Consider the following 26,280-nt stretch of genomic DNA (forward strand, 5'->3'; position numbering starts at 1 on the left):
TGTAATCTTTTCCCCTGTTATACCTTTCCCCAGCAATCTCATTTATACTTCTCACTCTAGAACTCAAAATAGCTCCCTATAATCCTCTGATATCCTTCCTGACACTCAACTTATCACCTCATTTTTAACTCCATTAAACATTTTTGTCATTATCAGACAAAATCTGGCGACTTTTTGCTAAATTTTGAGTATTTTGTTTAGGATAAAAAACAAACCCTATTTTTCTGGCAGCCAGCGTTTGTAGTAGCTCCGGAATAACTGGCAATTAGAGATGTGAGCGATGAGCGAAATTTTTGATGTGAATGCGGCTATCTATCCTTTCCCTCCGCGGCCTGTCCCGTTGGATTCGGATCAAAAAGCCTTTTACCGTGAGAAAATCAAAACACTGCTGAAACAACGTGATGCCGTGCTGGTCGCTCACTACTATACCGATCCCGAAATTCAAGCATTAGCCGAAGAGACGGGCGGCTGTGTTGCTGACTCTCTGGAAATGGCGCGCTTTGGCAATAATCATCCGGCATCGACTTTACTGGTCGCTGGTGTGCGTTTTATGGGTGAAACCGCCAAAATTCTTAATCCAGAAAAACAGGTTTTGATGCCAACACTGAAAGCGGAATGCTCATTGGATCTTGGCTGCCCGGCTGACGAATTTGCCGCTTTTTGTGACAGCCACCCGGATCGCACGGTGGTGGTGTACGCCAATACTTCTGCAGCGGTAAAGGCCAGAGCAGATTGGGTGGTAACCTCGAGTATTGCCGTCGAGCTAATTGAACATCTCGACAGTCTGGGTGAGAAGATTATCTGGGCACCGGATCGCCATCTTGGTCATTATGTGCAGAAAAAGAGTGGGGCAGATGTACTGTGCTGGCAGGGCGCTTGTATCGTCCATGACGAATTCAAAACCCAGGCACTGGCTCGGATGAAAGCATTATATCCAGATGCTGCCGTGCTGGTTCATCCTGAGTCGCCGCAAGCCATTGTCGACATGGCTGATGCCGTCGGCTCCACCAGCCAGTTGATTCAGGCAGCAAAAACCTTACCGCAGAAAAAACTGATCGTGGCCACGGATCGCGGCATTTTTTATAAAATGCAGCAGGCCTGTCCGGATAAAGAATTATTCGAAGCGCCGACTGCTGGCGAAGGGGCAACATGCAGAACCTGCGCGCATTGTCCGTGGATGGCGATGAATGGCCTCAAGGCGATTGCTGAAGGGCTGGAGCAGGGTGGGGTGATGCATGAGATACATGTTGATGAAGAATTGCGTCAGCAAGCGCTGATACCGTTAAATCGGATGTTGGATTTTGCCGACCAGCTTAAATTACAGATTAAAGGTAATGCCTGAGTTAAAAATAGCGGGCAATGAGCCGAACACTTTTTATTTATTGTATTGATAGCTAAAAGGATTGCCAGATGGATTTCTTCAGTACAAGCAACATATTGGTACATATCCCGCTAGGGGCGGGTGGCTATGATTTGTCATGGATAGAGGCCATAGGGACAATATTTGGCTTGCTGTGTATCTGGTTTGCCAGCAAAGAGAAAATCATCAACTATCTGTTTGGGTTGATTAACGTGACATTATTTGCGGTGATTTTCTTCCAGATCCAGCTTTATGCCAGCTTGTTATTACAATTGTTCTTCTTTGTCGCCAATATTTATGGTTGGCATGCCTGGAGTAAACAAACACCGGATAACCAAGCTGAGTTGAAGATTCGCTGGCTATCTTTGCCAAAGGCGCTGGCCTGGGGGGCGGTTTGTGTGGCAGGTATCACCTTGATGACATTACATATTGATACTGTTTTTGCCTGGCTGACCCGCGCGGCTGTCGCTGTGATGCAAAGTATGGGCGCTAGTGTCCAAATGCCTGAGTTGCAACCAGATGCTTTCCCATTCTGGGATTCCACCATGATGGTCTTGTCAATTGTGGCAATGATCCTGATGACACGTAAATACGTGGAAAATTGGCTGATTTGGGTGGTTATTGATGTCATCAGTGTGGCTATTTTCGCCTATCAGGGCGTCTATGCAATGGCGCTGGAATATGTATTATTGACGTTGATTGCTTTGAATGGCTCTTGGCTGTGGATTAAGAGTGCCGCCAGAAACCATTCGCGGCCGCTGTCTACCCAAGGTTCGTAATATCTCAACTGAATGTTTTTGGGAGATAAATCAGTCAGGGGGCGGTTAGTGGTTACCTACACAGAACGCCCACCTGACTGGTGGTGTTGATGAATTTCACCATCAATATCAATATCAATGATGATGGTGATGATGTGCTTCACCATTGGCGGCCTGATGAATACCACAATCTGGGGTGCTACAACGTTGATATTCCATCTGAATAGTGGCGTGCCCAATACTGTAGTGGTGCAGCAAATGATGCTGAATACGTTGCAATAGCTCATCATTATCTTGCGGCGGTATCACCTGCACATGCAGTGTCATTAGCCGTTGGTCACCAACTTGCCATAAGTGGACATGATGGACATCCCGAACTTCATAAATGCTGGCGCATAAATCTTTGCGCAGTTTATCGATATCAATTTCTTGTGGTGCGCCTTCCAGTAACTCGTGAAAACTTTCTTTCAATAGCCGCCAGGCGCTGCGTAGCACTAACGCGGAAACCAAAACGGATAAAATCGGGTCAATAGGTGTCCAACCGGTGGTCAGAATAACTATTGCAGCTAGGATAGCGCCCACGGAACCCAATAAGTCACCTAGCACATGTAAGGCCGCTGCTCGCACATTGATATTCTTTTCTTCCTCCCCTCGGTGCAGGATCCAGAAACAGAAAATATTCGCACACAACCCGGCGATGGCGATGATTAACATCGGCACCCCCATGACCTCTTGAGGAGCAAAGAAACGCCGTACCGCCTCCCAAAGAATCAATATTACAATCAATACCAAGGCTGCCGCGTTAACGAATGCCGCCAAGGTCGTGAGGCGTAAATAGCCAAACGTATGGCGAGAGTCGGGTTTTCTTTGCGAAAAATTCACGGCCATTAAGGCGATAAATAATGCGGCAGAATCCGTCAGCATATGCCCGGCATCCGCTAATAATGCCAGTGAGCCAGACAGCCAGCCCCCCACGGCCTCTGCCACCATAAATACTGTGGTGACAACAAAGGCCATCAGCAGGCGTTTACTGTTACTGTCTTTTGGGAAAAGTGCTGATACAGACATAATTATCCTTCGGCCTTGAATAATAAAATTTGAGAATAAACCGCCAGTGCTGATGTTAACCCTGATAGGATTCCAATCAACGATTGGTGCATATTATAGATTAATGACGGCATCGACGTTTTCTACACCAAACTCATAATGCAATAAAGTAGATTTACAGCGGTCAATTCACCAGCTAGATTGGTTCAAATATATGTTGTGCGATGACCGTCACAAGACTTAATGGAAGAACTATGAATTACCTGAATGATGACCTACGGATTAATGAAATCAAGGAACTCCTGCCACCGGTTGCTTTGTTAGAGAAGTTTCCAGCCAGTCACAATGCAGCAGAAACCGTATCCCAAGCCCGCACTGCAATTCATAATATTTTGCGCTCTCAGGATGATCGTTTGCTGGTAGTTATTGGCCCATGCTCTATTCACGACACTCAGGCGGCAAAAGAGTATGCAGCGCGCTTGCTGACATTACGTGAAGAGTTACAAGGTGAGCTTGAAGTCGTGATGCGGGTGTATTTTGAAAAACCGCGTACCACGGTAGGTTGGAAAGGTCTGATTAACGATCCGCACATGGACGGCAGCTACGACATCAATGATGGTCTGCGGATTGCACGTAAATTATTGTTAGACATCAATAATAGTGGCTTGCCAGCTGCGGGTGAGTTCCTGGATATGATTACCCCGCAATATTTGGCTGACCTAATGAGTTGGGGCGCTATTGGCGCGCGAACCACCGAGTCTCAGGTGCACCGTGAGCTGGCTTCTGGCCTATCTTGCCCGGTTGGCTTTAAAAATGGCACCGACGGCACAATTAAAGTGGCTATTGATGCTATCAATGCTGCCAGTGCGCCACATTGCTTCCTGTCGGTGACCAAATGGGGCCATTCCGCGATTGTTAATACCGCCGGTAACCAAGATTGCCATATCATTCTGCGTGGCGGTAAAGAGCCAAACTACAGCAGCAAGCATGTTGCAGAAGTAAAAGAAGGGCTGAGCAAAGCGGGCCTGGAACCACAAATCATGATTGATTTCAGCCATGCGAACAGCAGCAAGCAATTCAAAAAGCAAATGGAAGTCGGTACCGATGTTTGCCGTCAAATTGCCGAGGGTGAAAAGTCTATTATGGGCGTGATGATTGAAAGCCATCTGGTGGAAGGCAACCAGAATCTGGAAAGTGGCGAGCCACTGACCTACGGCAAAAGTGTCACTGATGCTTGTATTGGCTGGGAAGATACGGAAGTGTTGTTGCGCCAGTTGTCGAACGCGGTGAAAGCGCGTCGTCAGTAAGTTCTCATGTTTGCCACTTTGAACTTGGGCAGTGCTTGCCATCCAAATTGACCGACAAATAAAAACCCCCGACATTAATGATGTGCGGGGGTTTTTTTATCAGGTATGACTCAGGGATAATTACTTTGCTTTACCCTGATTGGCAACCGCAGCAGCTTTCGCCGCGATTTCTTCTGCATTGCCCAGATAGTAGTGTTTGATTGGTTTGAAGTTTTCATCAAACTCATACACTAATGGCACGCCAGTTGGGATATTCAGCTCAAGAATTTCTTCTTCGTTCAGCTCATCCAGATATTTTACCAGCGCACGCAGAGAGTTACCGTGGGCGGCAATAATCACGCGCTCACCGCTAGCAATGCGTGGTTTGATAACTTCTTCCCAATAAGGAATAACGCGATCAATGGTCAGCGCCAGGCTTTCAGTCGTTGGCAACTCAGCATCGGTTAATTTTGCATAACGAGGGTCATGGCCAGGGAAACGCTCATCGCTTTTATCCAGCGCTGGAGGCGTGATGGCAAAGCCACGACGCCACAGTTTGACTTGGTCATCACCGTATTTAGCTGCGGTTTCTGATTTATCCAGACCTTGCAGAGCGCCATAATGGCGTTCGTTCAGTTTCCAGGTTTTTTCGGTTGGCAGCCAGGCTTGATCCAACTCATCCAGAATGCTCCACAAGGTGTGGATAGCGCGTTTCAGTACTGAGGTGTAGGCGAAGTCAAAAGTAAAACCTTCATCTTTCAACAGTTTACCCGCTGCTTTGGCTTCAGTGCGGCCTTTCTCAGATAAATCAACGTCATACCAACCAGTGAAGCGGTTTTCGTTGTTCCATTGGCTTTCGCCGTGACGTACCAGAACCAGCTTAGTTACTGCCATGATTCAAACTCCTCAAATTATTCAATGATAATTATTATCATTATATTGCGGGATTGCCGCAGACAGCAATCCTTTGTGTTTAACCATAGCCAATTTTTTACGTTAACGTAAGAGCTTGGGGCGAATCGATTCGGCAAAATACCCTTTGCCCTTGAAATCACAGAGATGTGAGCTACATTGGCTAACCCGAATAACTGGCTTAAATCAGTTATTCGGGTTGCATTAATTTGCGGCCTACCTGTACGCAATAACGTTAATGGCTTTGAATATCATCCGAAGGGGTTAGGCGGCTTTTTTCAGGCAATTACTCATAAAGGTTTTGCGTGCATCACCTTTTAGCTCTTTGGTCGCGGCATCGGCATTGCAGCTTTTCATTTTCTGCTGCTGTGGTGTTAGCGCTTTTTCATCAGGATGAACTTGTGCTTTAAGGCATTGGCTCATGAATTTCTTCCGATCATCACCTTTGAGTGATTGGGTCGTCGCCTGCTGATTACAATCGGTCATTTTTTTTTGCTGGGCAGCTTGAGCAGGTGAGGGGGTTTTAGCGGTGTCTGCTGCCATCACATTGGCACTCAGTAATAATCCCGCAACGGACAGCCATAGGGTTGTTAAACGCATATGAGATCCCTTTAATTAAGCATGAAATAAACAAAATTGGGGGTCTGAAAGGCGTCAGTATGGCTGCCTGACAGATGCTGTTAAGCATAGTAGGCAGCCGTAAATAAGGACAGCTATCACGTCATTTTTCAAGGTGCAGTGGGGCTACCTGCACCTTGATATCTAGTGGGTATCTAACGCGATAAAGTGATAAACCGTAGTTGCGCGGTAGGTTTTCCCCGGTTTTAGCCAGCAATCTGGTTGTGGCCATTCCGGGTGATTAGGGCTATCAGGAAGAAATTCACTTTCCAGTGCGATACCCATATAGCTGTCATAAGTGCCACCATGACGTGAAGGGGTTCCAGCAAGGAAATTCCCCCCATACAGCTGCAAAGCCGGAGCGGTGGTATACACACTCATTTGCACCTGATTATCTGATGACCATAAATGAGCTGCCGGGCTTTCTGTGGCACCACAAGTGCGATGCAGCAGATAAGCATGGTCATAACCTTTAACCCGCTGCTGACACCTGTCTTGCAAGAAATCACGTGCCAGGGTTTTTTCCTGGCGGAAATCCATGCCGGTGTTCTCAACACTGGCCAGCCCGCCGGTTGGGATCCCATCGCTGTCGATCGGCAAATATTTATCGGCAAACAATTGTAGCCGGTGCGCCCGCACATCGTGCCCTTCGCCATCAAGGTTAAAATACGCATGATTGGTCAGGTTCACCGGGCAGGTTTTATCGACTTGCGCCTGATAGTGAATTTCCAGCCGATTATCTTCAGTCAGTAGATATTGGACTTCGGCAGTCAGATTGCCCGGAAACCCCTGGTCGCCATCTGGGGAGTGCAGTTGATAAGTGACTTGCCTTTCATCGTGCTTAACTTTTTGCCAGCGCCGGGCATGGAACCCTTCCGGGCCACCATGCAGTTGGTGAACACCTTGATTTGGCACCAATTGCAGGGTTTCACCCTCCACGGTGATTTGGGCGTTAGCAATGCGGTTAGCATAGCGGCCAACCGTGGCGCCAAAATAAGCAGACTGATTCAGATAATCAGCAGGGGTCTGACAGCCCAGCAGTAACTCGCGCTTTTCTCCGCTTTTGAGGGGAAATATGGCGGAAATCCAGGTTGCGCCCCAATCCATCAGCGTCACACTCATGCCCGCATTATTATGTAATTCGGTTAATTCAAAGGGGCGACCATCCGGTGCTAATTGCTCAATATTACTGGGTGAAATTGTGTCATTTTTCAGCATAAGCCCGCTCCTTGTGAGGCCTGACAGACGTAGAAAGTCTCGGTTCTGCCTTCGCTGTATTTCGGATATTCCCGAGCTACCACTGCACGAACCGACTCGACCAGCGAGGTTGGCATTAGCGCGACAATACAGCCACCGAAACCACCGCCAGTCATACGAACTCCACCTTGCTCTCCAATAACGGATTTCACAATATCCACCAGGCTATCGATTGGCGGAACTGTGATCTCGAAATCATCACGCATTGAAATATGAGACTCGCGCATCAGTTGCCCCATCAATTTCAAATCCCCCGCTGCCAGTGCATCTGCCGCGGCCAGAGTGCGCTCATTTTCTGTAATAACATGACGGGCACGTTTTGCTACTACGGGGTCTAGCTCATCCTGGATGGAGAAGAACAGGTCTGGATCAACATCGCGTAAGGCTTTGACGCCAAAGAAGCGGGCGGCAGTTTCACATTGTTGTCGGCGGGTGTTGTACTCGCTATCAACCAGGCCCCGTTTCACATTGGAGTTAATAATCACCACGGCCACATTTTCTGGCATGGAGACGGCGCGGGTTTCAAGTGTACGGCAATCAATTAACAGCGCATGGTCTTGCTGGCCCAGTGCTGAAATCAGTTGGTCCATGATGCCGCAGTTACAGCCGACAAATTGGTTTTCAGCTTCTTGCCCATTTAGCGCTAACTCCACGCCACTGAGGGGCAGCTGATAGAGTGATTGTAACGCCTGCCCGACGGCCACTTCTAATGAGGCCGAAGAGCTAAGGCCAGCACCTTGTGGGACATTGCCACTGATAACCAGATCCGCCCCGCCAAAATCAGCATGGCGCAGTTGTAAATGTTTGACTACGCCGCGCACATAATCAGCCCAGCGGTATTGCGCGTGCGGCACTATGGGGGCATCGAGTGAGAATATGTCTTGCTGATTGTCATAGTCTGCGGCAATAACCCGAATCTGGCGGTCATCGCGTTTGCCGCAACTGATCACGGTTTCATAATCAATGGCGCAGGGCAGAACAAAACCATCATTATAATCAGTATGTTCGCCGATAAGATTGACACGGCCCGGCGCTTTAATGGTGATATCTGATTCATGACCAAATTGCTGGCGGAAAATGGCCTGGGTATGCTGTTTTAAACTCATGATTTGGCTCCTGCTTCTCGATAATGAACATCACTTACTGCCCGCAGGTGTTCAGCCGCCTGTTCTGCTGTAAGGTCTCGCTGGGTTTCGGCCAACATTTCATAACCCACCATAAATTTACGCACTGACGCCGAGCGCAGTAAGGGTGGGTAAAAATGGGCATGTAACTGCCAGTGCGAGTTGTCATCTGTGTTATAGGGGGCGCCATGCCATCCCATTGAGTATGGGAAAGAGCATGAAAATAAATTGTCATAGCGGCTGGTCAGTTTTTTCAATGCAATCGCCAAATCAAGGCGCTGTGCCTCTGACAGGTCTTCTAAGCGCAAAATATGGGTTTTGGGCAGGAGCAAGGTTTCAAATGGCCACGCCGCCCAGTAGGGCACTACCGCCAACCAATGCTCAGTTTCCACCACTGTTCTGCTGCCGTCACGGCATTCACGATTGGCATAATCCAGCAACATCGGGGATTGGTGCTGTTGGAAATACTGCTGCTGTAGCCGGTCTTCACGGGCGGCTTCATTGGGTAGAAAACTATTGGCCCAAATTTGCCCATGAGGATGAGGGTTTGAGCAGCCCATTGCCGCGCCTTTATTCTCAAAAACCTGTACCCACGGGTAGGTTTTACCCAGTTCGGCACTTTGTTGCTGCCAGGTTTGGATAACCTGCGCCAATGCCGGCAGTGTCAGTTGCGGCAGTGTTTTACTGTGATCGGGTGAGAAGCAGATAACCCGGCTGGTGCCGCGCGCACTTTGGCTGCGCATCAGGGGGTCATCACTTTGCGGCGCATCAGGGGTATCGGGCATCAGGGCTGCAAAGTCATTGGTAAAGACATAAGTTGACGGGTAGTCAGGGTTGACGTCACCGGTCACCCGCGTATTGCCGGGGCACAAGAAACAATCGGGATCGTGTGGTGGTAAATTTTCGGTCGCAGGGGCTTCCTGCTGGCCTTGCCAGGGGCGTTTAGCCCGATGAGGCGACACCAACACCCATTGGTCACTTAATGGGTTATATCTACGGTGCGGATGATCCACTGGGTTAAAATCAGTCATAAAAATACCTTATTCGGGATAACCCTGAGGATTATTGGATTGCCAGCGCCAGGTATCTGCCGCCATTTCATCAAGTGAGCGGCTGACTCGCCAGCCTAACTCTTCAGCCGCCTTAGTGGGGTCAGCCCAATAAGCCGGAAGGTCGCCCTCACGGCGTGGTGCAAAATGGGTTGCCAGCGGTTTGCCACAAGCTTTACTGAATGCCGCGACCACCTGTAAAACACTGTGACCCACACCCGCGCCCAAGTTGAAAATATGCACACCGGGCTGATTGTGTCGTTTTTTCATGGCCGCAACATGGCCGTCAGCCAGGTCAACCACATGAATATAATCACGCACTCCAGTGCCATCAGGGGTTGGATAGTCATTGCCGAAGATGGCCAGTGATGCACGGCGGCCCACGGCAACTTGGGCAATAAACGGCATTAAGTTGTTCGGAATACCTTGCGGGTCTTCCCCCATCAGCCCTGACGGATGGGCACCAACAGGGTTGAAATAGCGCAAAATAGTCATATTCCACTGCGGGTCAGCCAGTTGAATATCTTGCAAAATTTGCTCGACCATCAATTTGCTGCGGCCATAGGGGCTAGAGGGTGCGCCGGTGGGGAAACTTTCCACATAAGGAATTTGTGGTTGATCACCATAAACCGTGGCCGAAGAACTAAAGATAAAGTTTTTGACCTGTGCTGCGCGCATGGCTTCCAGCAACACTAAGGTGCCAAAAACATTATTATTGTAATATTCCAACGGCTTGCTCACTGATTCACCCACCGCTTTTAGGCCGGCAAAATGAATAACAGCATGAATAGCATGAGTGGCAAAGATAGTGTCGAGCAGAGCGCGATCGCGAATATCACCTTGATAAAATTCAGGTGTGTAGCCAGTCAAACTGTCTATCCGAGCTAATACGCTGGATTTGCTGTTGCAAAGGTTGTCGAGGATCACTGGCTTATAACCAGCTTCAATCAGTTGCACACAGGTATGGCTACCAATGTAACCGCTACCACCTGTTACCAGAACGTACATAAAAGACTCCTCGAATGACTTTTGTGCAAGAAAGATAGCATGTCATTATGTCAAAAAAGGTGATCTGCGCTCGATAATGGAATCGTTTACATTTATTTTCTCTGCCATCAACTTTGTTACGGGCTAGAAAGACAGGGGGCAAATACCAGAATAGACAAAAAAAGAAAGAAATTTTGATCACAACGAAGATAACTGAAGTGGTAGCGTTCTCATCCATTCATTCAGCAGGAATGTCCTATAGCTTCACAATTGGTATCACTGGCGAGCGGTGTCGCCAGTGATTGAGGAGATAATGTGGTGATTGAATATCAGTGCGCGGAATAAATTGGATAGGTGAAGAATAACAAATGCATCAAATTCAGGCCGAAGTGGAAGGCGACAGCCACCCATAAACGGCCACTCCATAGCCATGCCAAACCATAAATTACCCCCGCCAATGCTGCGAACACCATTAACAGTGGGCCGCCCGCCATATGTGCGGCACCGAAGAGTAACGCGGTGAGCAACAGTGCGGGGTAATTCCCCAAACATTGGCTTAGGCGTTGTTGTAAATAACCGCGGAACAGTGCTTCTTCAGCCAGGCAAACAAAGAACACATTGGCGATAACAAAGGAGCCAATCCATGCCGGGGTATGCATTTCAATTTTTAACCCACCTAAGGCGACGGCCAGCAGTAGCAAGGCGGGGACACTGACAATCAAGCCAATCCAGCAGAGCCGACTAACGGATAAATGCTTTTTGGCGACAAACAAGGTTGGCAAGCAAGCAAGCAAAATAAAGGGAACCAGGGCCTTATCAAGATTGTAATACATGCTAAAAGTAGCACTGAGTGGCCCAACGTTTACTTTATCTAATACTTTCAGATTGTTAAATCCAGGCACCAGATGCAGGAATAAGGCAATGGCCGCCAAAACCAACAGTAATTCCAACCCGCCGGCTAACCATTTTCGTTGGCGATATTTTTTCAGTAACAATACGGCAATCAGTGTTAGCAGTAAAAATGCGGCTGCGGGCAGGGTTAACACACTGTGATATAGCGCCATCAATAAAGAAAGGGCTAGTAGAGATAGTGCGAGTACGCGATTAATTGATAAGAAAAGCAGTGATGCGGCAAGTATGCCCCACATAAATAATTCCTTTTATTGTTATACCCACTCCTTATAAATTATAGGTGTGAGGGCGTAAAACCTGATGGTGTTTAACTATGATAATTTGAATAGATAAAAGTGTTATTAATGTCATTATTAACAATAGCTGACCCGAGGAATAGTAACATAGATTATGACAACTAAATGCGAGCTCAATTAACTAAGATATTTATCATTTTTTAGATGTATATAATGATTTTAAACATTAAGCCCTATTTAATGAATGATTTAATCTTGAATGTAGCGGTAAATATCGCCATCAGGCACAAAAGTTAAACGGTGGGTAATACACTGTGGCGCATCTTCAATATGATGAGAAACAAACAGCAGTTGCGTGTCGCCGTCACCGATCATTACATCAATAAATCGCTTAACTAACAAACGGTTAATCGGGTCTAAACCTTGCAATGGTTCGTCAAGAATCAATAGCGCGGGGTGCTTAACCAATGCTCTGGCGATCAATGCCAGCCGCTGTTGCCCCCAGGATAAACTGTGGAAGGGTTGATTGGCGGTGTCGGCAGAAAACCCCAGCAAGGCTAGCCATTGATCCGCAAGCTGTTGTTGGCGATCAGAAACGGCCTGATAAATGCCAATTGAGTCGAAAAAACCCGATAAAATGACGGTGCGCAAGTTGGTACTGACTCGATAATCCAAATGCAGGCTACTGCTGACATAGCCTATATGGCGTTTGATGTCCCAGATAGTTTCACCGCTGCCGCGCCGGCGGCCAAACAGGGTTAAATCATTGCTGTAACCTTGCGGATGATCGCCGGTAATCAGACTCAGTAAGGTTGATTTCCCTGCCCCATTTTGACCAATAATCTGCCAATGTTCGCCGGGGTTAACCTGCCAATTCAGGTGGTGCAAGATTGGGCGGTCATTGTATTCCACCACACCATTACGCAAAATAATCAGTGGCTTATCTTGCGGTAAGCGGATGTGTTGTTGCGGGTTTTCTGTTTCCGGTAATAACAAACCATCAAGATTTTCACTGTGTGCCAGTTGAGCTATCAGTGCTTTGGAAAGGACCTGTTGGCGTGGGCCGGTGTGGGTTAAATGACAATCTGCCAGCACGCCAACATGCTGTATAAAATCAGGAATATCATCAAAGCGGTTCAGCACCAAAACCAAGGTAACGCCTTGTGTCGAAAGGGTGGATAACATTTCTGCCAACTGAATACGTGCTGATACGTCCAGACCATCAAATGGCTCATCCAGAATAAGCAGGTCAGGCTGTGGCATTAATGCCTGGCACAACAATGTCTTGCGTGTTTCACCGGTAGAAAGATATTTAAAGAGCCGTGACAGTAAGTGACTGATACCAAATTGCGCGGCCAGTTGTTGACACCTTAATGGATTGGGCACTTCTTCCTGAATGATTTCGGCGGTGGTGCGCCCGGTATCATCTTCATCTGCACTGAGTAAGTCGGTGTTATTTCGCTGCCATTCTTCACTCACCAGTTGCTGGAGTTGCTCGAATGATACCCGCACAATATGGGTGAAGTTGCTCTGGCGCTCGCCATTAAGTAGGGTCAGTTCCCCTGATAATGCTTTGGCGAGTGCAGATTTGCCGCTGCCATTTGCTCCGACAAATGCCCAGCTATCGCCAGATTGCCCCCTGTGACCAGCAGCAATACATAACTCTGGCAGGGTGAGTGTGTGGGTATCACTCAGACGAAAACAACCTTGCGATATCTGCAACTCAGGCATTCTATTTCCCATATTCTGCAACATAATAAGAATGTTAGGGATATGCGCAAAGGGAGTGAATGTCAACAGGTAAATATTCTGTTAACACCTAATTGCTTTACTGGGTTATTTAGCAAAGTGTCGCGATAATGACGCGATCTGCATTGAATTGTGCAATAACATCCGTGCCGACTCGTAAATTAAGCTGATGCAGTTCACTGTTGTTTTGTGTTGAACAGAGACTGGCTCCGCCCGTCAGGGTGATGATAACTTCACTGTGTTCATTACCAGGCTCAATACTTGTGACCTTACCTGGCAGTGAATTATCGGCGGCTCCCGCCAGTGCTTTTTCTGTTACCAACTTTATCCAAGGCGCTTTGATCAGTGCCAACACTTCTTTACCTGCCGAGAGTTGCAGTCGGTCAGCACTTTGTTGGGTGATAGCCGCAGATAAACGGGTTTTGCCATCCGACAGTAAAATATTGATGTGTTGCTGAACTTGCTGGTGGTCGCGCTCAATAACCGTGCCGAAAAATTGATTGCGGGCGCTGGTTTGCAGCGAAAAACGCGAAATGGCGGCCAGTAAGCTGTCCAGCGGCATCGAGTTATCTTTCAGAGTATCAAAGGCTTTCTGCTGAATCTTGGCGAGCAAATCATAAAGCTGAATCAAACGCTCGCCATAATGGGTCAAAGAGGCACCGCCGCCGCCTTTGCCGCCAGTTGCGCGGTCGACTAATGTTTCTTCCGCCAATGTATTCATTTCATTGATGGCATCCCATGCGCTTTTATAGCTGATGCCGGCGAGTTTTGCTCCCTGGCTGATAGAGCCGGTATTCTGTATTTGTTTCAATAATGAAATACGCCGCGGATCGGCAAACAGCTTCTGCTGAAGTTTTAGGGTGAGAAGGATTTCGGCCTGCATGTTTTTGCTCCAGCGGGAAATGATGATGACTTTACAGTCGGTGTAGCGCCAAAGGACGCGACATGGGCCAGGCAGAGCCATAAACCGCACGTTTGGCAGGTTACATTCTTTTATTGTTGGTTAAAATAACCAAACTCACTCTTTGCTGATATATTTACAGTGAATACATGATGGTGATAACCTGAGCTATCGCTCTATTGGCAGTAATCTGAGAGGCTGGCATGTTTGATTTATTGAAAAGTCTGGTCTTCGCTGTGGTCATGGTACCTGTGGTGATGGCAGCGATTCTGGGCATGATTTATGGGCTGGGTGCCGTGTTTAACATCATTTCTAAATCCGGTCACAACAAAGAACACTCTTGATCCTGGTGTGGTAGCTGATTTTTGGCTATCAGCTAGATAGAATTTCTGAATGCCTGGCGTCTTGCGCTGGGCATTTTCGTTTTTGTCTTTGTCTTATCTATCATTTCCCTCGGTTTTACCTATAACTCAAGTAACCTCACATCTTGCCGATAAATTACATGACCCACTTAAAATGTTACGTTATATTCCAATGTATACAACGATTTCATTAACGTGGAGCACAGCATGAAGAACCAACAGGGTAAAGTGAATAAATGGGTAGCAAGTGCAGCATTGTTAGCCGCATTTTCCAGCACGACGATGGCGGCTGACAACATCACCGTTTTTGCCGCGGCCTCACTTACTAATGCATTACAAGACATCGCCGCACAGTATAAAAAAGAAAAACAGGTTGATGTGGTCGCTTCTTTTGCCTCATCTTCTACACTGGCACGCCAGATTGAACAGGGCGCCCCGGCAGATTTGTTTATCTCTGCCGACCAGCAGTGGATGGATTATGCAATTGATAAACAACAAATTGTTACTAATACCCGTTATACCCTATTAGGTAATGAGCTGGTGTTGATTGCACCGCAAGACAGCAAAATTACTAAAGTCGACATTGATAAAAAAACGGATTGGAAGAAATTATTGGATGGCGGGCGTCTGGCAGTCGGCGATCCTGACCATGTGCCGGCGGGAATTTATGCCAAAGAGGCATTAGCGAGCTTAGGTGCTTGGGAAACCTTATCGCCAGAGTTGGCGCGCGCAGATAACGTACGTAATGCGATGACATTGGTCGAGCGGGCGGAAGCGCCGCTGGGCATTGTTTATGGTTCAGATGCCGTAGCCAGTAAGAAAGTGAAGGTTGTTGGGATCTTCCCGGAAGCAAGTCATAAGCCGGTTGAATACCCAATGGCGATTGTTAAGGGCCATGAAAATCCGACCGTGACTGCTTTTTATGATTATCTTAAAACCCCGGCAGCGGCTGTTATTTTCAAAAATTATGGATTTACCCCACGCTAATGATATTGAGTGAGTATGAGTGGCAGGCAATTATTCTTAGCCTGAAAGTTTCTGGTGTTGCGGTGGTGTTCAGTTTGCCATTAGGTATCCTCATGGCATGGATTCTGGTGCGTTGCCGCTTCCCCGGTAAGTCTTTGTTAGACAGTATTATTCACCTGCCGCTGGTGCTGCCGCCCGTGGTCATCGGTTATTTGTTACTGGTGAGCATGGGCCGGCGTGGTTTTATTGGCGAATGGCTGTATAACTGGTTTGGTATTAACTTCAGTTTCAATTGGCGCGGTGCGGCGTTAGCCTCGGCGGTGGTGGCTTTTCCGCTGATGGTCAGGGCTATTCGTCTGGCGCTGGAGGCCGTCGATACTCGTCTGGAGCTTGCGGCGCGGACCTTGGGGGCTAATCCGTGGCGGGTATTTTTCACCATTACGTTGCCACTGTCGCTGCCCGGAGTGATAGCCGGAGTCGTCTTGTCTTTTGCCCGCTCACTGGGGGAATTTGGCGCGACCATCACCTTTGTGTCAAATATTCCCGGCGAAACCCGCACTATCCCACTGGCTATGTACACCTTGATTCAAACACCCGGAGCGGAGGCCGCTGCTGGGCGTCTGTGTGTCATTGCTATTATTCTGTCTTTGGTTTCTCTGTTGTTGTCTGAATGGCTGGCCCGCTGGGGTAAAAAACGCATGGGGGTGCCATGCTAGAACTGGATTTTAGTCAGCAACTGGGTGAGTTACATCTGCAAGTTTCCACGAATTTACCGGCGCAAGGTATCACTGCGATTTTTGGTTTATCCGGTGCTGGCAAAACCTCGCTAATCAATGTCATTGGTGGCCTGACTCGCCCACAGCAAGGCAAAGTGGTACTTAATGGCCGCGTGCTGGTGGATGCCGGGCGGCAGATTTATTTGCCGCCAGAAAAGCGGCGGGTGGGTTATGTGTTTCAGGATGCCCGTTTATTTCCCCATTATCGTGTGAAAGGCAATTTGCAATACGGCATGAGCCCGTCAATGCGCGGGCAGTTTGATACTATTGTAGGGTTGCTGGGGATAGAGCCACTCTTAGGCCGTTTTCCATTGACGTTGTCTGGTGGCGAAAAACAGCGGGTTGCCATTGGTCGCGCATTGCTGACCGCACCTGAGCTGTTGCTAATGGACGAGCCATTAGCTTCACTGGATTTGCCGCGAAAACGTGAACTGCTGCCCTATCTGGAGCGGCTGGCACAAGATGTAAATACCCCGATTTTATATGTTAGCCACAGCATGGACGAGATCCTGCGTCTGGCGGATCAAGTGGTGGTCATGGATGCCGGAAAAGTACGTGCTGTCGGCGGGTTGGAGGAAGTCTGGGCCAGTAGCGCGCTGCGCCCGTGGCTGCAACGAGAAGAGCCGAGCAGCATATTGCGGGTAAAAGTGATTGGTCACCATGACCGTTATGCCATGACGGCATTGGCGTTAGGCGACCAACGTTTGTGGGTTGGCAAGCTTGCGGCGCAGGAGGGCGATTTAATGCGCATCCGGATTAATGCTGCGGATGTTTCTTTAGTCTTGCAACCGCCACAAAACAGCAGTATCCGCAATATCTTACCGGTCAAAATTACCGAATGTCTTGAGGTTGACGGCCAGGTTGATGTCAAGCTTGCGATTGGCGAGCAATGGTTATGGGCGCGGATCACGCCGTGGGCAAGAGATGAACTGGGGCTAAAACCCGGTCAGTGGGTTTATGCGCAAATAAAAAGTGTGTCGTTTAATCGTAAGAATTGAAAGGGCTAGATAAACCCCGCTAAATCTAACTGGCAAGGCGAGGACAGGTAGAAGAGCAACGTCTCCGCGCCTGGGATGGCGCGGCTCTGGTTACCCAAGTGCCGCCGCCGTTTGGTCACAGAAACAGGCCGCGTATTTTTATGCTAAAACATGCTGGCGGATAACCGCGGCAATCCCCGGTTGTTCGTTATCGGCAATCACTAAATCAGCCCGCTGTTTGATAGCATCCGCGCTGTTACCCATCGCCACACCCAGACCGGCGCTTTCCAGCATACTAAGGTCATTAAAGTTGTCACCAAAGGCGATGACATCTTTCATGCTCATACCTTGAGACTCAACCCATCGTTGCAGGCGATTCCCTTTGCTATTGCCTGCCTGTGCAATATCTACCTGATCATGCCATGACCATTCACAGGCCAGCCCCATTTCGTCTTCTACTTTACTGGCAAAGGCTTTTAGTTGCTCAGTATCGGCGTGGGAGGTAGCAAATTTCCAGATGGCGGTGGCACTATGGGCGGCATCTAACAAGCTGTCGACATGCAGAAGTGTTGGGCGCTGGGCCGCTGGCAATGACTCGGCCCAACTAAGGGAGCGAATAACATGCCCGCTGGTTTGCTGATACAGCATGGCATCATCAACATACATCAGCCCATGAATATGGTTTTGCTCCAGTAACTCGACTATCTGAACCGCCTGATCAGCTTGTAATGGATTGGAGTCCAACACTTTTTGGGCTTGATAATCATAAATATAGGTGCCATTACAGCAAATCGCCGGCGTGTCGAGTTGTAGCGCCTGATAAAACGGATGGATGGCAACATGATGTCGGCCAGTTACCACCACCACTTTAGCGCCTGCTGCGCGAGCTTGCGCCAGGGCGGCTAAGGATTCTGGCAAAATACGTTTTTTGCTGTCTAACAGGGTGCCGTCGAGATCCAATGCAATGATACGGTATGTCATAGTGGCCCTAATTCTAAGTATGAGAATAATGTGTCTAAAAAGTATTTTCTGATAGTACACCGGATAGCTAGCTGATTAAACCGGACTGGGCCCGCCCGCCTTATCCGCTTATAAGCACGTAGGTGAGTTATCAGCAAAATAAGTTTTAAGCCGCGCGATGGTGGGCTGTTGTTATGTCTGCGTAGTCAGGTAAGCTAGGCTAAAATAATGTGTTAATAAAAAGAGTTGCCCAACCGGTTTGACTAAGGAGTAAAAATGAAGCAAGTGGTTTATGTGGCAAGCCCAGACAGTCAGCAGATCCACGTCTGGCAATTAGATTCCACCGGTGAGTTAACCTTACTGCAAACAGTGGATGCGCCGGGTCAGGTGCAGCCGATGACAATTAACCCGAATCAGCGCCATCTCTATGTTGGGGTTCGTCCTGATTTTGGTATTGTCAGCTATAACATTAGCGAAGAGGGCTTGTTGACCGCGGCCGGTATGGCACCACTGCCCGGTAGTCCGACCCATATTGGCACTGATTTACAAGGCCGCTTCTTGTTTTCTGCTTCTTACAGTTTCAACTGTGTCAGCATCAGTCCCATTGATGAGCATGGTGTGGTTCAGGCACCTATCCAGCAATTGGATGATTTACCTGCACCGCACTCGGCAAATATTGACCCGACCAATCAGATACTGTTGGTGCCTTGCTTGAAAGAAGACAAAGTGCGGTTATTTGATTTAAGTGTTAATGGCCAATTGACCCCACATGCGCAAGCTGATGTCAGGGTGGCCGCAGGTGCTGGCCCACGTCATATGGATTTCCATCCTCATCATCAGGTAGCTTACTGTGTGAATGAGCTGAATAGCTCGGTTGATGTTTACCAAATCAGTAATAACGGGCAGGAATACCAGCTAATTCAAACTGTGAATGCGATGCCAGCTGATTTTACCGACACATGTTGGGCGGCAGATATTCATATCACCCCTAATGGTCGTCATCTGTATATTAGTGACCGCACTGCCAGCCTGCTGAGTATTTTCAGTGTCTCTGACGACGGGCGGGAAATTACCTTGGTCGGGCATCATCCGACTGAAGCACAGCCACGCGGTTTTAATATCGACCACAGCGGTAACTTCCTGATTTCATCCGGTCAAAAATCTGACCATATTGCCGTCTATCGTATTGATCAAAATAGCGGTCAATTGACCACTCTCAACCGCTATCCGGTAGGAAAAGGCCCAATGTGGGTCAGTATCGGCACACCGCGAGCATAACAGACACTGAAACGGCCCTAAGGGGCCGTTTTTAGCTAACGGCTTTAGCTATTCGCCACTGCAACTGCCACGGCATCGGTCAGTTTGGTTAAGTCCGCAGTGGAAATAATATAAGGCGGCATCAGGTAAATAAGCTTACCAAAGGGTCTTATCCACACCCCGCGCTCGACAAAACCGCGTTGCAACTGAGCAACATTCACCGGCTTTTTCATTTCTACAACGCCAATCGCCCCTAATACCCGAACATCAGCCACCGCGTGGTGCTCTGCCAGCGGCAATAGCGCCTGTTGCAGCTGGTTTTCTATTGCTGCGACCTGCTGCTGCCAGTGGTTGTCTGCCAATAAGCTCAAACTGGCAGAAGCCACTGCACAGGCCAGGGGATTGGCCATAAATGTCGGCCCGTGCATAAAGCACCCAGCCGCACCATTACTGATGGTTTCAGCCACCTGTCGGGTGCTTAGAGTGGCCGATAACGTGAGGTAACCGCCGGTGAGCGCCTTACCCAGGCACAGAATATCTGGCACGATTTGCGCATGTTCACAGGCAAAGAGTTGACCGGTGCGGCCAAAACCCGTCGCAATTTCATCCGCAATTAACAAAATTTTATGCTGGTCACATAATGCCCTGACCTCACGCAGATAAGCGGGGTGATAAATTCGCATCCCGCCTGCGCCTTGCACTATTGGTTCCAAAATTACCGCTGCAATCTCGTGGGAATGTTGTGCTATTTTTGCTGCAAAATCAGTAATATCCTCGGGGTTCCACTCTTGGTCAAACCGACATTGTGGGGCATTGGCAAACAGATTTTCGGCCAGATAACCCTGATACAAACTGTGCATTGAATTTTGGGGATCACATACCGACATCGCCCCGAAAGTATCGCCGTGGTAGCCATGACGCAAGGTCAAAATTCGTTGCCGCCGCTCCCCTTTGGCCTGCCAGTATTGCAATGCCATTTTCAGTGCAACTTCTACTGCCACCGAGCCGGAATCGGCTAAAAACACACATTCCAATGCCGGGGGAGTGATATCGACTAACTGCTGGCAAAGTTTCACGGCCGGTGGATGAGTTATCCCGCCAAACATAACATGCGACATCAAATCCAGCTGCTGATGCGCTGCCTGGTTCAGTGCTGGGTGATTGTAACCGTGAATGGCAGCCCACCATGAAGACATGCCATCAATCAATTGCCGACCATCTGCCAGTTGTAGCTCAACACCGGCGGCGGAAACTACCGGAAAACAGGGCAGCGGGTCGGTCATTGAAGTGTAGGGATGCCAGATATGGCGTTGATCAAAAACCAAGTCAGAAGGTGTCATTGAGATCTATTGTAAACCAAATTAATACAAGAATGGTTGACAGTATATCGAGTTTATTTACACTGACGACACTTTTTTTCTCTCCCTTGGAGACGCCGTAATGGCAAATTATATTCGCTGGACAGTAGGGCAAGCCCAGGCCCTGTTTGAAAAACCTCTATTGGATTTATTGTTTGAAGCGCAGCAAATCCATCGTCAGCATTTTGATCCCCGTCAGGTGCAAGTCAGCACATTGTTATCAATTAAAACCGGAGCTTGCCCGGAAGATTGCAAATATTGCCCACAAAGTTCCCGCTACAAAACGGGCTTGGAAAGTGAGCGGTTAATGCAAGTTGAGCAGGTTTTGGCGTCAGCCCAAAAAGCCAAAGCGGCGGGTTCAACTCGCTTTTGTATGGGGGCGGCATGGAAAAATCCCCATGAGCGCGATATGCCTTATCTGGAGCAAATGGTGGAGGGCGTCAAAGCGATGGGTATGGAAACCTGCATGACACTCGGCACCCTAGATAAGCAACAAGCCCACCGACTGGCAGAGGCTGGGCTGGATTATTACAACCACAATCTGGATACCTCGCCAGAATTTTACGGCAGCATTATTACCACCCGCAGTTATCAGGAGCGGCTCGATACCCTGAGTGAAGTTCGTGATGCCGGAATAAAAGTGTGTTCTGGCGGGATTGTCGGGTTGGGGGAAACCGTGCGCGACCGTGCTGGATTATTGGTACAACTGGCTAATTTACCCAAACCACCCGAAAGTGTTCCGATCAACATGTTGGTAAAAGTGAAAGGCACGCCGCTGGAAAATAACGACGACGTGGATGCTTTTGAATTTATCCGCACCATTGCGGTTGCCCGCATCATGATGCCAACGTCTTATGTTCGCCTCTCTGCCGGGCGCGAGCAGATGAACGAGCAAACCCAGGCCATGTGCTTTATGGCGGGAGCAAACTCCATTTTCTATGGTTGCAAATTACTCACCACGCCGAATCCGGAAGAAGATAAAGATGTGCAGCTGTTTCGCAAATTGGGGCTGAATCCGCAACAAACCGCCACCGAACAAGGGGACAATGAGCAGCAGCAACAGCTAACCGAGCAATTATTGCACGCCGACAGTGCGCAATTTTATAACGCGGCAGTCTGATGAGCTGGCAAAACAGGATAGAACATGGCCTACAACAGCGGCGTGAAGCCGCGGCTTATCGCACTCGCCAGATGAATGACGGCGCTAGCGGGCGCTGGTTGCAGTTAGGTGCGCGGCGATATCTCAACTTTTCCAGCAATGATTATCTGGGATTAAGCCAGGACGCCGCGGTGATTGCCGCCTGGCAGCAAGGGGCGGCGCGCTATGGCGTTGGCAGTGGTGGCTCTGGCCATGTTACCGGTTATAGCCAGCCACACGCGCAATTGGAACAACAGTTGGCCGACTGGTTGGGCTATCCACGCGCCTTATTATTTATCTCCGGCTATGCCGCGAATCAAGGGGTATTGGCGGCATTAGCAAGTGCCGATGACCGGATATTGGCAGATAAACTCAGCCATGCCTCTTTGCTGGAAGCCGCCGCGCACTCGGAGGCCCAATTGCGGCGCTTTGCGCATAATCAGCCCGATTCTCTGCAAAACTTGCTCCAGAAACCCAGTGTTGGTCAAACTTTAGTGGTGACCGAAGGGGTATTTAGCATGGACGGTGACAGTGCGCCATTGCAGGCTTTGCAGCAACACACGGCCGCTGCCGGCGGTTGGCTATTAGTCGATGATGCCCACGGCATAGGTGTTCGTGGTGAGGCGGGGCGGGGCAGTTGCTGGGAGCAGGACGTTAAACCCGAATTACTGGTGGTCACCTTTGGGAAGGCATTTGGTTTAAGTGGCGCGGCGGTGTTGTGTCAGGAGCCGGTGGCTGAATATTTGCTGCAATATGCCCGCCACTTAATTTACAGCACCGCGATGCCGCCGGCGCAGGCCTTCGCTTTGCAAACTGCATTAGTGCGAATTCAGCAAGGTGATGATTTACGCCAACAACTTCAGCAGCGTATTGAGCAATTTCGTCGCGGTGCGGCAGCTTTACCTCTGCAATTAGGGGCCTCGGAGACGGCAATCCAGCCGCTGCTGGTGGGGGATAACCAGCAAACTCTGGCCCTGGCGGAGCAATTACGTGCTGCGGGTTTATGGGTAACGGCAATTCGCCCGCCGACGGTTCCTCCCGGCGGTGCCAGATTGCGCCTTACCCTCAGCGCTGCCCATCAGAGTGATGATATTGACCGCCTGTTGGAGGTGCTTTATGGCCTTTGTCATTGAGAATCAGTACTCGGCAGGGGCGGAGCAACCGGGAGTGAATAACACCACAATAAATAAACCGGCTATCGCGGCGGCATTTAGCCGTGCGGCGGGCAGTTACGATACCGCCGCTGATTTACAACGAAAAACCGGTAATACCTTACTGGCGCTGGGTGCTCAGCATGCTGGGGTTGCGGTGCTGGATGCGGGCTGTGGCACTGGATATTTCAGTCACCGCTGGCGTGAGCGGGGCAAGCAAGTCATTGCTTTGGATCTGGCGGCAGGCATGCTGGAGCACGCGCGACAGCAGCAGGCGGCTGACGATTATCTACTCGGTGATATCGAATCTATTCCGCTGGCCAATCAATCGGTGGATATCTGCTTTAGCAATTTAGCCGTACAGTGGTGCGCAGATTTACCGGTGGCGCTGGCGCAACTGTATCGGGTTACGCGCCCAGGGGGGATAATTCTATTTTCGACTCTGGCACAGGGCTCTCTTGATGAACTGGGGCGGGCGTGGCAGCAAGTCGATGGCAAGCGACATGTGAATGACTTCCTCTCATTTCAACAAATTAGTGCCGCTTGTCAGCCCTTTCGGCACCGCCTGACACCACAGCTATACCAGCAGCAGTTTCCAGATGTCATCGCCCTGATGCGCTCGCTACAGGGCATTGGTGCCACGCATTTACATCAGGGGCGTGAGGCAGGGTTAAGTGGTCGTCAGCGCCTGATGGCCTTGCAACGCGCTTATAGCACCCAATCGGGCAGCTACCCACTGAGTTACCATTTAGTTTATGGGGTTATCTATCGTGACTAAACACTGGTTTATCACCGGCACGGATACTGATGTCGGTAAAACTGTCGCCAGTTGTGCATTATTACAGGCCGCGGCCCAGATGGGATACCGCACCGCAGGGTATAAACCGGTAGCATCCGGCAGCGAGATGACGGCAGAGGGTTTACGAAACTCGGATGCCTTGGCATTGCAGGCGAACAGCAATCAGGCTTTGAGTTATTCGCAAGTCAATCCGGTGACATTGTCAGAGGCCACCTCGCCACATATTGCTAGCGCTAGTGAAGGCCGAGCAATCCATTTGCCTGAGTTATCACAAGGATTACGGCAATTGGAACAAACGGCAGACTGGATACTGGTCGAAGGGGCGGGGGGCTGGTTTACGCCACTTTCTTCGCAAGCCACCTTTGCCGATTGGGTTCAGCAAGAGCAATTGCCGGTCATTATGGTCGTCGGGGTCAAATTGGGGTGCATCAATCATGCATTACTGACCGCTTTAGCTATCCGGCAAGCTGGGCTGAAGTTGGCCGGTTGGGTCGCGAATGAAGTGATTCCGGCGGGCGCGCGGCAAGGGGAATATTTGGCGACATTAACTCAGAAGATAGACGCGCCATTATTGGGTATTATCCCCCATCTTACTGATTTAGCAGTTTATCCGGCTGCGCAGCGCCGCGATTTGGGCGGTTATCTGGATATAGCGTTATTGGCGGATACCAAGGTAAATTCACCCCATTAAGGCCAAGGTAAACAATAAGGGCTAATAGATATTATTAGCCCCGACAGGCCTGGAACTGAACATCTTGCTTGGTTATCAACCGACCAAATGCTCAATAATCATATTTTCATCTAGCTGGTCTAATGTTCCTTGCGCCACATTTCGGCCACCTGCCATCAAGCAAAATCTGTCCGCAACGTGTTGAATATAAGGTAATCGGTGCTCCACCAGCAATACTGTCAAACCCAGGCTACGGCTAAGCTGATGCAAAATATGGCCAATATCCTCACTGAGCGGAAGGGAAATGCCGCTCCCCGGTTCATCAAGGATAAGTAATTCCGGTTCGGCTACCAGTGCTCTGGCAATAGCCAACTGCTGTTGCTGATTACGGCTGAGTTCCCCACCACGCTGGCTGCGTTTGTCATACAACTGGGGGAATAAGTCAAAAATCCAGTGTGGGATAGGCTGAGATTTATGACGACCCGCCAACACGGCTATCAACATATTCTCCTCAACACTCAGTTGCGAAAAAATCTGCTGCCCTTGCGGCACATAGCCTATCCCCAGTGCAGTGCGGCCTTCGACGGGTTGTTGTAGCAAATTCTGTGGGGGTTGATGGTTGGGCTGCCAGGTCATGGTGCCACTTTTGATGGGCAGATGGCCCATGATGCAATTAATTAAGGTGGTTTTGCCCACGCCGTTACGACCAATCAGACAGGTACACTGGCCACGAGGAAGCTCCAGATTGAGATCCCATAGGATATGATTCTGTCCATAGTATTGATTTACAGCAGTTAAACTCAGCATCAGTGCTTCTCCTCAGTCGATCTCAGTAGTTCACAGGTATCCCAGTGTTCTGTAACGGCTAGTGAAGAATTAACCCGCAAATAGGTATAGTTGATAGCGGATGTGTAGCATAAAACACTCTATCTCTGGCGGATGGTTGTGAGTGTAAATTGACGTAAACTTGGCCATTAGCGACATAAAATGGCATCAACGGGCTATTTTTAACCTTTTTCTCACCTCTTATGGGTAATATTCAGTCAATTGATGCCCTGCACTGCTATCGCGCACTTCTCCTTTCATTTCTCTGTTCCACAGAGGTATAAAGCAACTTTTGGGCCAATGTGGCATGGTCTACGCTAAAATTCGCATGTTAACGGACTGTAAATGGTTTTAATGGGCAGTAGCGGATTAACAAGGATAAGCCGAGAACAGGAAACTGCCGTGAGCGGTGCCTCCTTGCACTTTAGCAGTGCTGTGACGAAATTAATGGTGCAGTAAAATTACATTGAGCGGAAGTGGTTGAGTGGCGGTACAAAAAAGGGGATTTTATAGAATTAGCAAATGGTTTTCTTAGCACCAATTGAAATATGAAATTAAATAACAAAGTAAAAAAAACACTAAAAAAGCCAGTTCTCCCCTATTTCATCGCTAAGCTTGGCTTTTCGCCAACACGCGGCCCCTATGGGGTTGAATGAGTTATCCACCATTCCTGTGGATAACCTTGTGCATTAGCGATAGAAAACTAATGGCAGGCGAGAGCGGGCGCGGCTTTGGCTCCTGTTGTCCGGATTCTCTCCTTTTTAATAATGTCATTATTTATCAGTTGGTTAATTAAAATCAAGCACTCAAAAAACATAGCCCACACGTATGGATAATCTTTAATC

The 26,280-nt window shown here is 49.0% G+C and carries 25 protein-coding genes; 12 read left to right on the plus strand and 13 right to left on the minus strand.

Features of this window, described 5'->3' with window-relative positions; translation table 11 throughout:
- Positions 1–280 precede the first annotated feature (280 nt).
- Both nadA and pnuC read left to right on the plus strand, forming a co-directional pair.
- Positions 281–1,342: a quinolinate synthase NadA gene (gene nadA / locus YROHD0001_RS14860; RefSeq protein WP_004713376.1), complete on the plus strand. Its 1,062-nt coding sequence runs from the start codon at positions 281–283 to the stop codon at positions 1,340–1,342.
- 68 nt (positions 1,343–1,410) lie between these two features.
- Entirely contained in the window at positions 1,411–2,139 is a 729-nt protein-coding gene (gene pnuC, locus YROHD0001_RS14855) for a nicotinamide riboside transporter PnuC (protein WP_004713377.1), read from the plus strand.
- Positions 2,140–2,253: 114 nt separating this feature from the next.
- Here pnuC and zitB read toward each other — a convergent pair whose 3' ends face one another.
- On the minus strand, positions 2,254–3,186 hold the full coding sequence (gene zitB, locus YROHD0001_RS14850) for a CDF family zinc transporter ZitB (RefSeq protein WP_004713378.1): 933 nt from the start codon (positions 3,184–3,186) through the stop codon (positions 2,254–2,256).
- 233 nt (positions 3,187–3,419) lie between these two features.
- Here zitB and aroG point away from each other — a divergent pair, with 233 nt between their 5' ends.
- Positions 3,420–4,472: a 3-deoxy-7-phosphoheptulonate synthase AroG gene (gene aroG, locus YROHD0001_RS14845; protein WP_004713379.1), complete on the plus strand. Its 1,053-nt coding sequence runs from the start codon at positions 3,420–3,422 to the stop codon at positions 4,470–4,472.
- 120 nt (positions 4,473–4,592) lie between these two features.
- Here aroG and gpmA read toward each other — a convergent pair whose 3' ends face one another.
- The 9 genes from gpmA to modE all read right to left on the minus strand — a co-directional run bounded on the left by gpmA (position 4,593) and on the right by modE (position 14,178).
- Positions 4,593–5,345 (minus strand): 2,3-diphosphoglycerate-dependent phosphoglycerate mutase, encoded by a 753-nt coding sequence (gene gpmA / locus YROHD0001_RS14840; RefSeq protein WP_004713380.1) that lies wholly within the window; start codon positions 5,343–5,345, stop codon positions 4,593–4,595.
- A 282-nt stretch (positions 5,346–5,627) separates the two neighbouring features.
- On the minus strand, positions 5,628–5,963 hold the full coding sequence (locus YROHD0001_RS14835; RefSeq protein WP_004713381.1) for a PsiF family protein: 336 nt from the start codon (positions 5,961–5,963) through the stop codon (positions 5,628–5,630).
- Positions 5,964–6,125: 162 nt separating this feature from the next.
- The gene (gene galM, locus YROHD0001_RS14830; RefSeq protein ID WP_032816061.1) at positions 6,126–7,199 is read right to left on the minus strand and encodes a galactose-1-epimerase; all 1,074 of its coding nucleotides are present in this window, start codon (positions 7,197–7,199) and stop codon (positions 6,126–6,128) included.
- Positions 7,193–8,344, minus strand: coding sequence for a galactokinase (gene galK / locus YROHD0001_RS14825; protein WP_032816062.1), 1,152 nt, complete (start codon positions 8,342–8,344; stop codon positions 7,193–7,195). Before galK ends, galM begins: the two co-directional genes overlap by 7 nt.
- Positions 8,341–9,393 (minus strand): galactose-1-phosphate uridylyltransferase, encoded by a 1,053-nt coding sequence (gene galT / locus YROHD0001_RS14820; RefSeq protein ID WP_004713384.1) that lies wholly within the window; start codon positions 9,391–9,393, stop codon positions 8,341–8,343. Before galT ends, galK begins: the two co-directional genes overlap by 4 nt.
- Positions 9,394–9,402: 9 nt before the next feature.
- Positions 9,403–10,419, minus strand: a complete 1,017-nt coding sequence (gene galE, locus YROHD0001_RS14815) for a UDP-glucose 4-epimerase GalE (RefSeq protein WP_004713385.1) — start codon at positions 10,417–10,419, stop codon at positions 9,403–9,405.
- Positions 10,420–10,727: 308 nt separating this feature from the next.
- Entirely contained in the window at positions 10,728–11,546 is an 819-nt protein-coding gene (locus YROHD0001_RS14810) for a CPBP family intramembrane glutamic endopeptidase (protein WP_032816064.1), read from the minus strand.
- Positions 11,547–11,795: 249 nt separating this feature from the next.
- The gene (gene modF, locus YROHD0001_RS14805; protein WP_032816066.1) at positions 11,796–13,277 is read right to left on the minus strand and encodes a molybdate ABC transporter ATP-binding protein ModF; all 1,482 of its coding nucleotides are present in this window, start codon (positions 13,275–13,277) and stop codon (positions 11,796–11,798) included.
- 109 nt (positions 13,278–13,386) lie between these two features.
- The gene (modE, locus tag YROHD0001_RS14800; protein WP_032816069.1) at positions 13,387–14,178 is read right to left on the minus strand and encodes a molybdenum-dependent transcriptional regulator; all 792 of its coding nucleotides are present in this window, start codon (positions 14,176–14,178) and stop codon (positions 13,387–13,389) included.
- A 221-nt stretch (positions 14,179–14,399) separates the two neighbouring features.
- Here modE and YROHD0001_RS14795 point away from each other — a divergent pair, with 221 nt between their 5' ends.
- The 4 genes from YROHD0001_RS14795 to modC all read left to right on the plus strand — a co-directional run bounded on the left by YROHD0001_RS14795 (position 14,400) and on the right by modC (position 17,298).
- Positions 14,400–14,540 (plus strand): AcrZ family multidrug efflux pump-associated protein, encoded by a 141-nt coding sequence (locus YROHD0001_RS14795; protein ID WP_004713390.1) that lies wholly within the window; start codon positions 14,400–14,402, stop codon positions 14,538–14,540.
- A 225-nt stretch (positions 14,541–14,765) separates the two neighbouring features.
- A complete protein-coding gene (modA, locus tag YROHD0001_RS14790; protein WP_032816071.1) occupies positions 14,766–15,545 on the plus strand; it encodes a molybdate ABC transporter substrate-binding protein in 780 nt (259 codons plus the stop codon).
- A complete protein-coding gene (gene modB / locus YROHD0001_RS0117270; RefSeq protein ID WP_032816072.1) occupies positions 15,545–16,240 on the plus strand; it encodes a molybdate ABC transporter permease subunit in 696 nt (231 codons plus the stop codon). The genes modA and modB overlap by 1 nt, the downstream gene beginning before the upstream one ends.
- Positions 16,234–17,298 carry a molybdenum ABC transporter ATP-binding protein ModC gene (modC, locus tag YROHD0001_RS14785; RefSeq protein ID WP_032816074.1) on the plus strand — a complete coding sequence of 355 codons (1,065 nt, stop codon included), beginning with the start codon at positions 16,234–16,236 and terminating at the stop codon, positions 17,296–17,298. The genes modB and modC overlap by 7 nt, the downstream gene beginning before the upstream one ends.
- A 138-nt stretch (positions 17,299–17,436) precedes the next feature.
- Here modC and YROHD0001_RS14780 read toward each other — a convergent pair whose 3' ends face one another.
- Positions 17,437–18,258, minus strand: a complete 822-nt coding sequence (locus YROHD0001_RS14780; protein WP_004713393.1) for a pyridoxal phosphatase — start codon at positions 18,256–18,258, stop codon at positions 17,437–17,439.
- A 255-nt stretch (positions 18,259–18,513) separates the two neighbouring features.
- Here YROHD0001_RS14780 and pgl point away from each other — a divergent pair, with 255 nt between their 5' ends.
- A complete protein-coding gene (gene pgl, locus YROHD0001_RS14775) occupies positions 18,514–19,515 on the plus strand; it encodes a 6-phosphogluconolactonase (RefSeq protein WP_004713394.1) in 1,002 nt (333 codons plus the stop codon).
- A 44-nt stretch (positions 19,516–19,559) separates the two neighbouring features.
- On the opposite strand, the gene bioA is transcribed toward pgl, so the two are convergent.
- Entirely contained in the window at positions 19,560–20,834 is a 1,275-nt protein-coding gene (gene bioA / locus YROHD0001_RS14770) for an adenosylmethionine--8-amino-7-oxononanoate transaminase (RefSeq protein ID WP_004713395.1), read from the minus strand.
- Positions 20,835–20,934: 100 nt separating this feature from the next.
- Here bioA and bioB point away from each other — a divergent pair, with 100 nt between their 5' ends.
- The 4 genes from bioB to bioD are packed head-to-tail and all read left to right on the plus strand — an operon-like array spanning position 20,935 to position 24,631.
- Positions 20,935–21,972 (plus strand): biotin synthase BioB, encoded by a 1,038-nt coding sequence (bioB, locus tag YROHD0001_RS0117275; protein WP_032816077.1) that lies wholly within the window; start codon positions 20,935–20,937, stop codon positions 21,970–21,972.
- Entirely contained in the window at positions 21,972–23,123 is a 1,152-nt protein-coding gene (gene bioF / locus YROHD0001_RS14765; RefSeq protein WP_004713397.1) for an 8-amino-7-oxononanoate synthase, read from the plus strand. Before bioB ends, bioF begins: the two co-directional genes overlap by 1 nt.
- A complete protein-coding gene (gene bioC / locus YROHD0001_RS14760) occupies positions 23,107–23,919 on the plus strand; it encodes a malonyl-ACP O-methyltransferase BioC (RefSeq protein ID WP_032816078.1) in 813 nt (270 codons plus the stop codon). The genes bioF and bioC overlap by 17 nt, the downstream gene beginning before the upstream one ends.
- Positions 23,912–24,631 carry a dethiobiotin synthase gene (bioD, locus tag YROHD0001_RS14755; protein ID WP_032816080.1) on the plus strand — a complete coding sequence of 240 codons (720 nt, stop codon included), beginning with the start codon at positions 23,912–23,914 and terminating at the stop codon, positions 24,629–24,631. The genes bioC and bioD overlap by 8 nt, the downstream gene beginning before the upstream one ends.
- A 75-nt stretch (positions 24,632–24,706) precedes the next feature.
- Here bioD and YROHD0001_RS14750 read toward each other — a convergent pair whose 3' ends face one another.
- Positions 24,707–25,417 (minus strand): ABC transporter ATP-binding protein, encoded by a 711-nt coding sequence (locus tag YROHD0001_RS14750; protein ID WP_004713400.1) that lies wholly within the window; start codon positions 25,415–25,417, stop codon positions 24,707–24,709.
- Positions 25,418–26,280: the final 863 nt, after the last annotated feature.

The sequence above is a fragment of the Yersinia rohdei ATCC 43380 genome, from assembly GCF_000173775.1.
GTDB classification, from domain to species: Bacteria; Pseudomonadota; Gammaproteobacteria; order Enterobacterales; family Enterobacteriaceae; genus Yersinia; species Yersinia rohdei.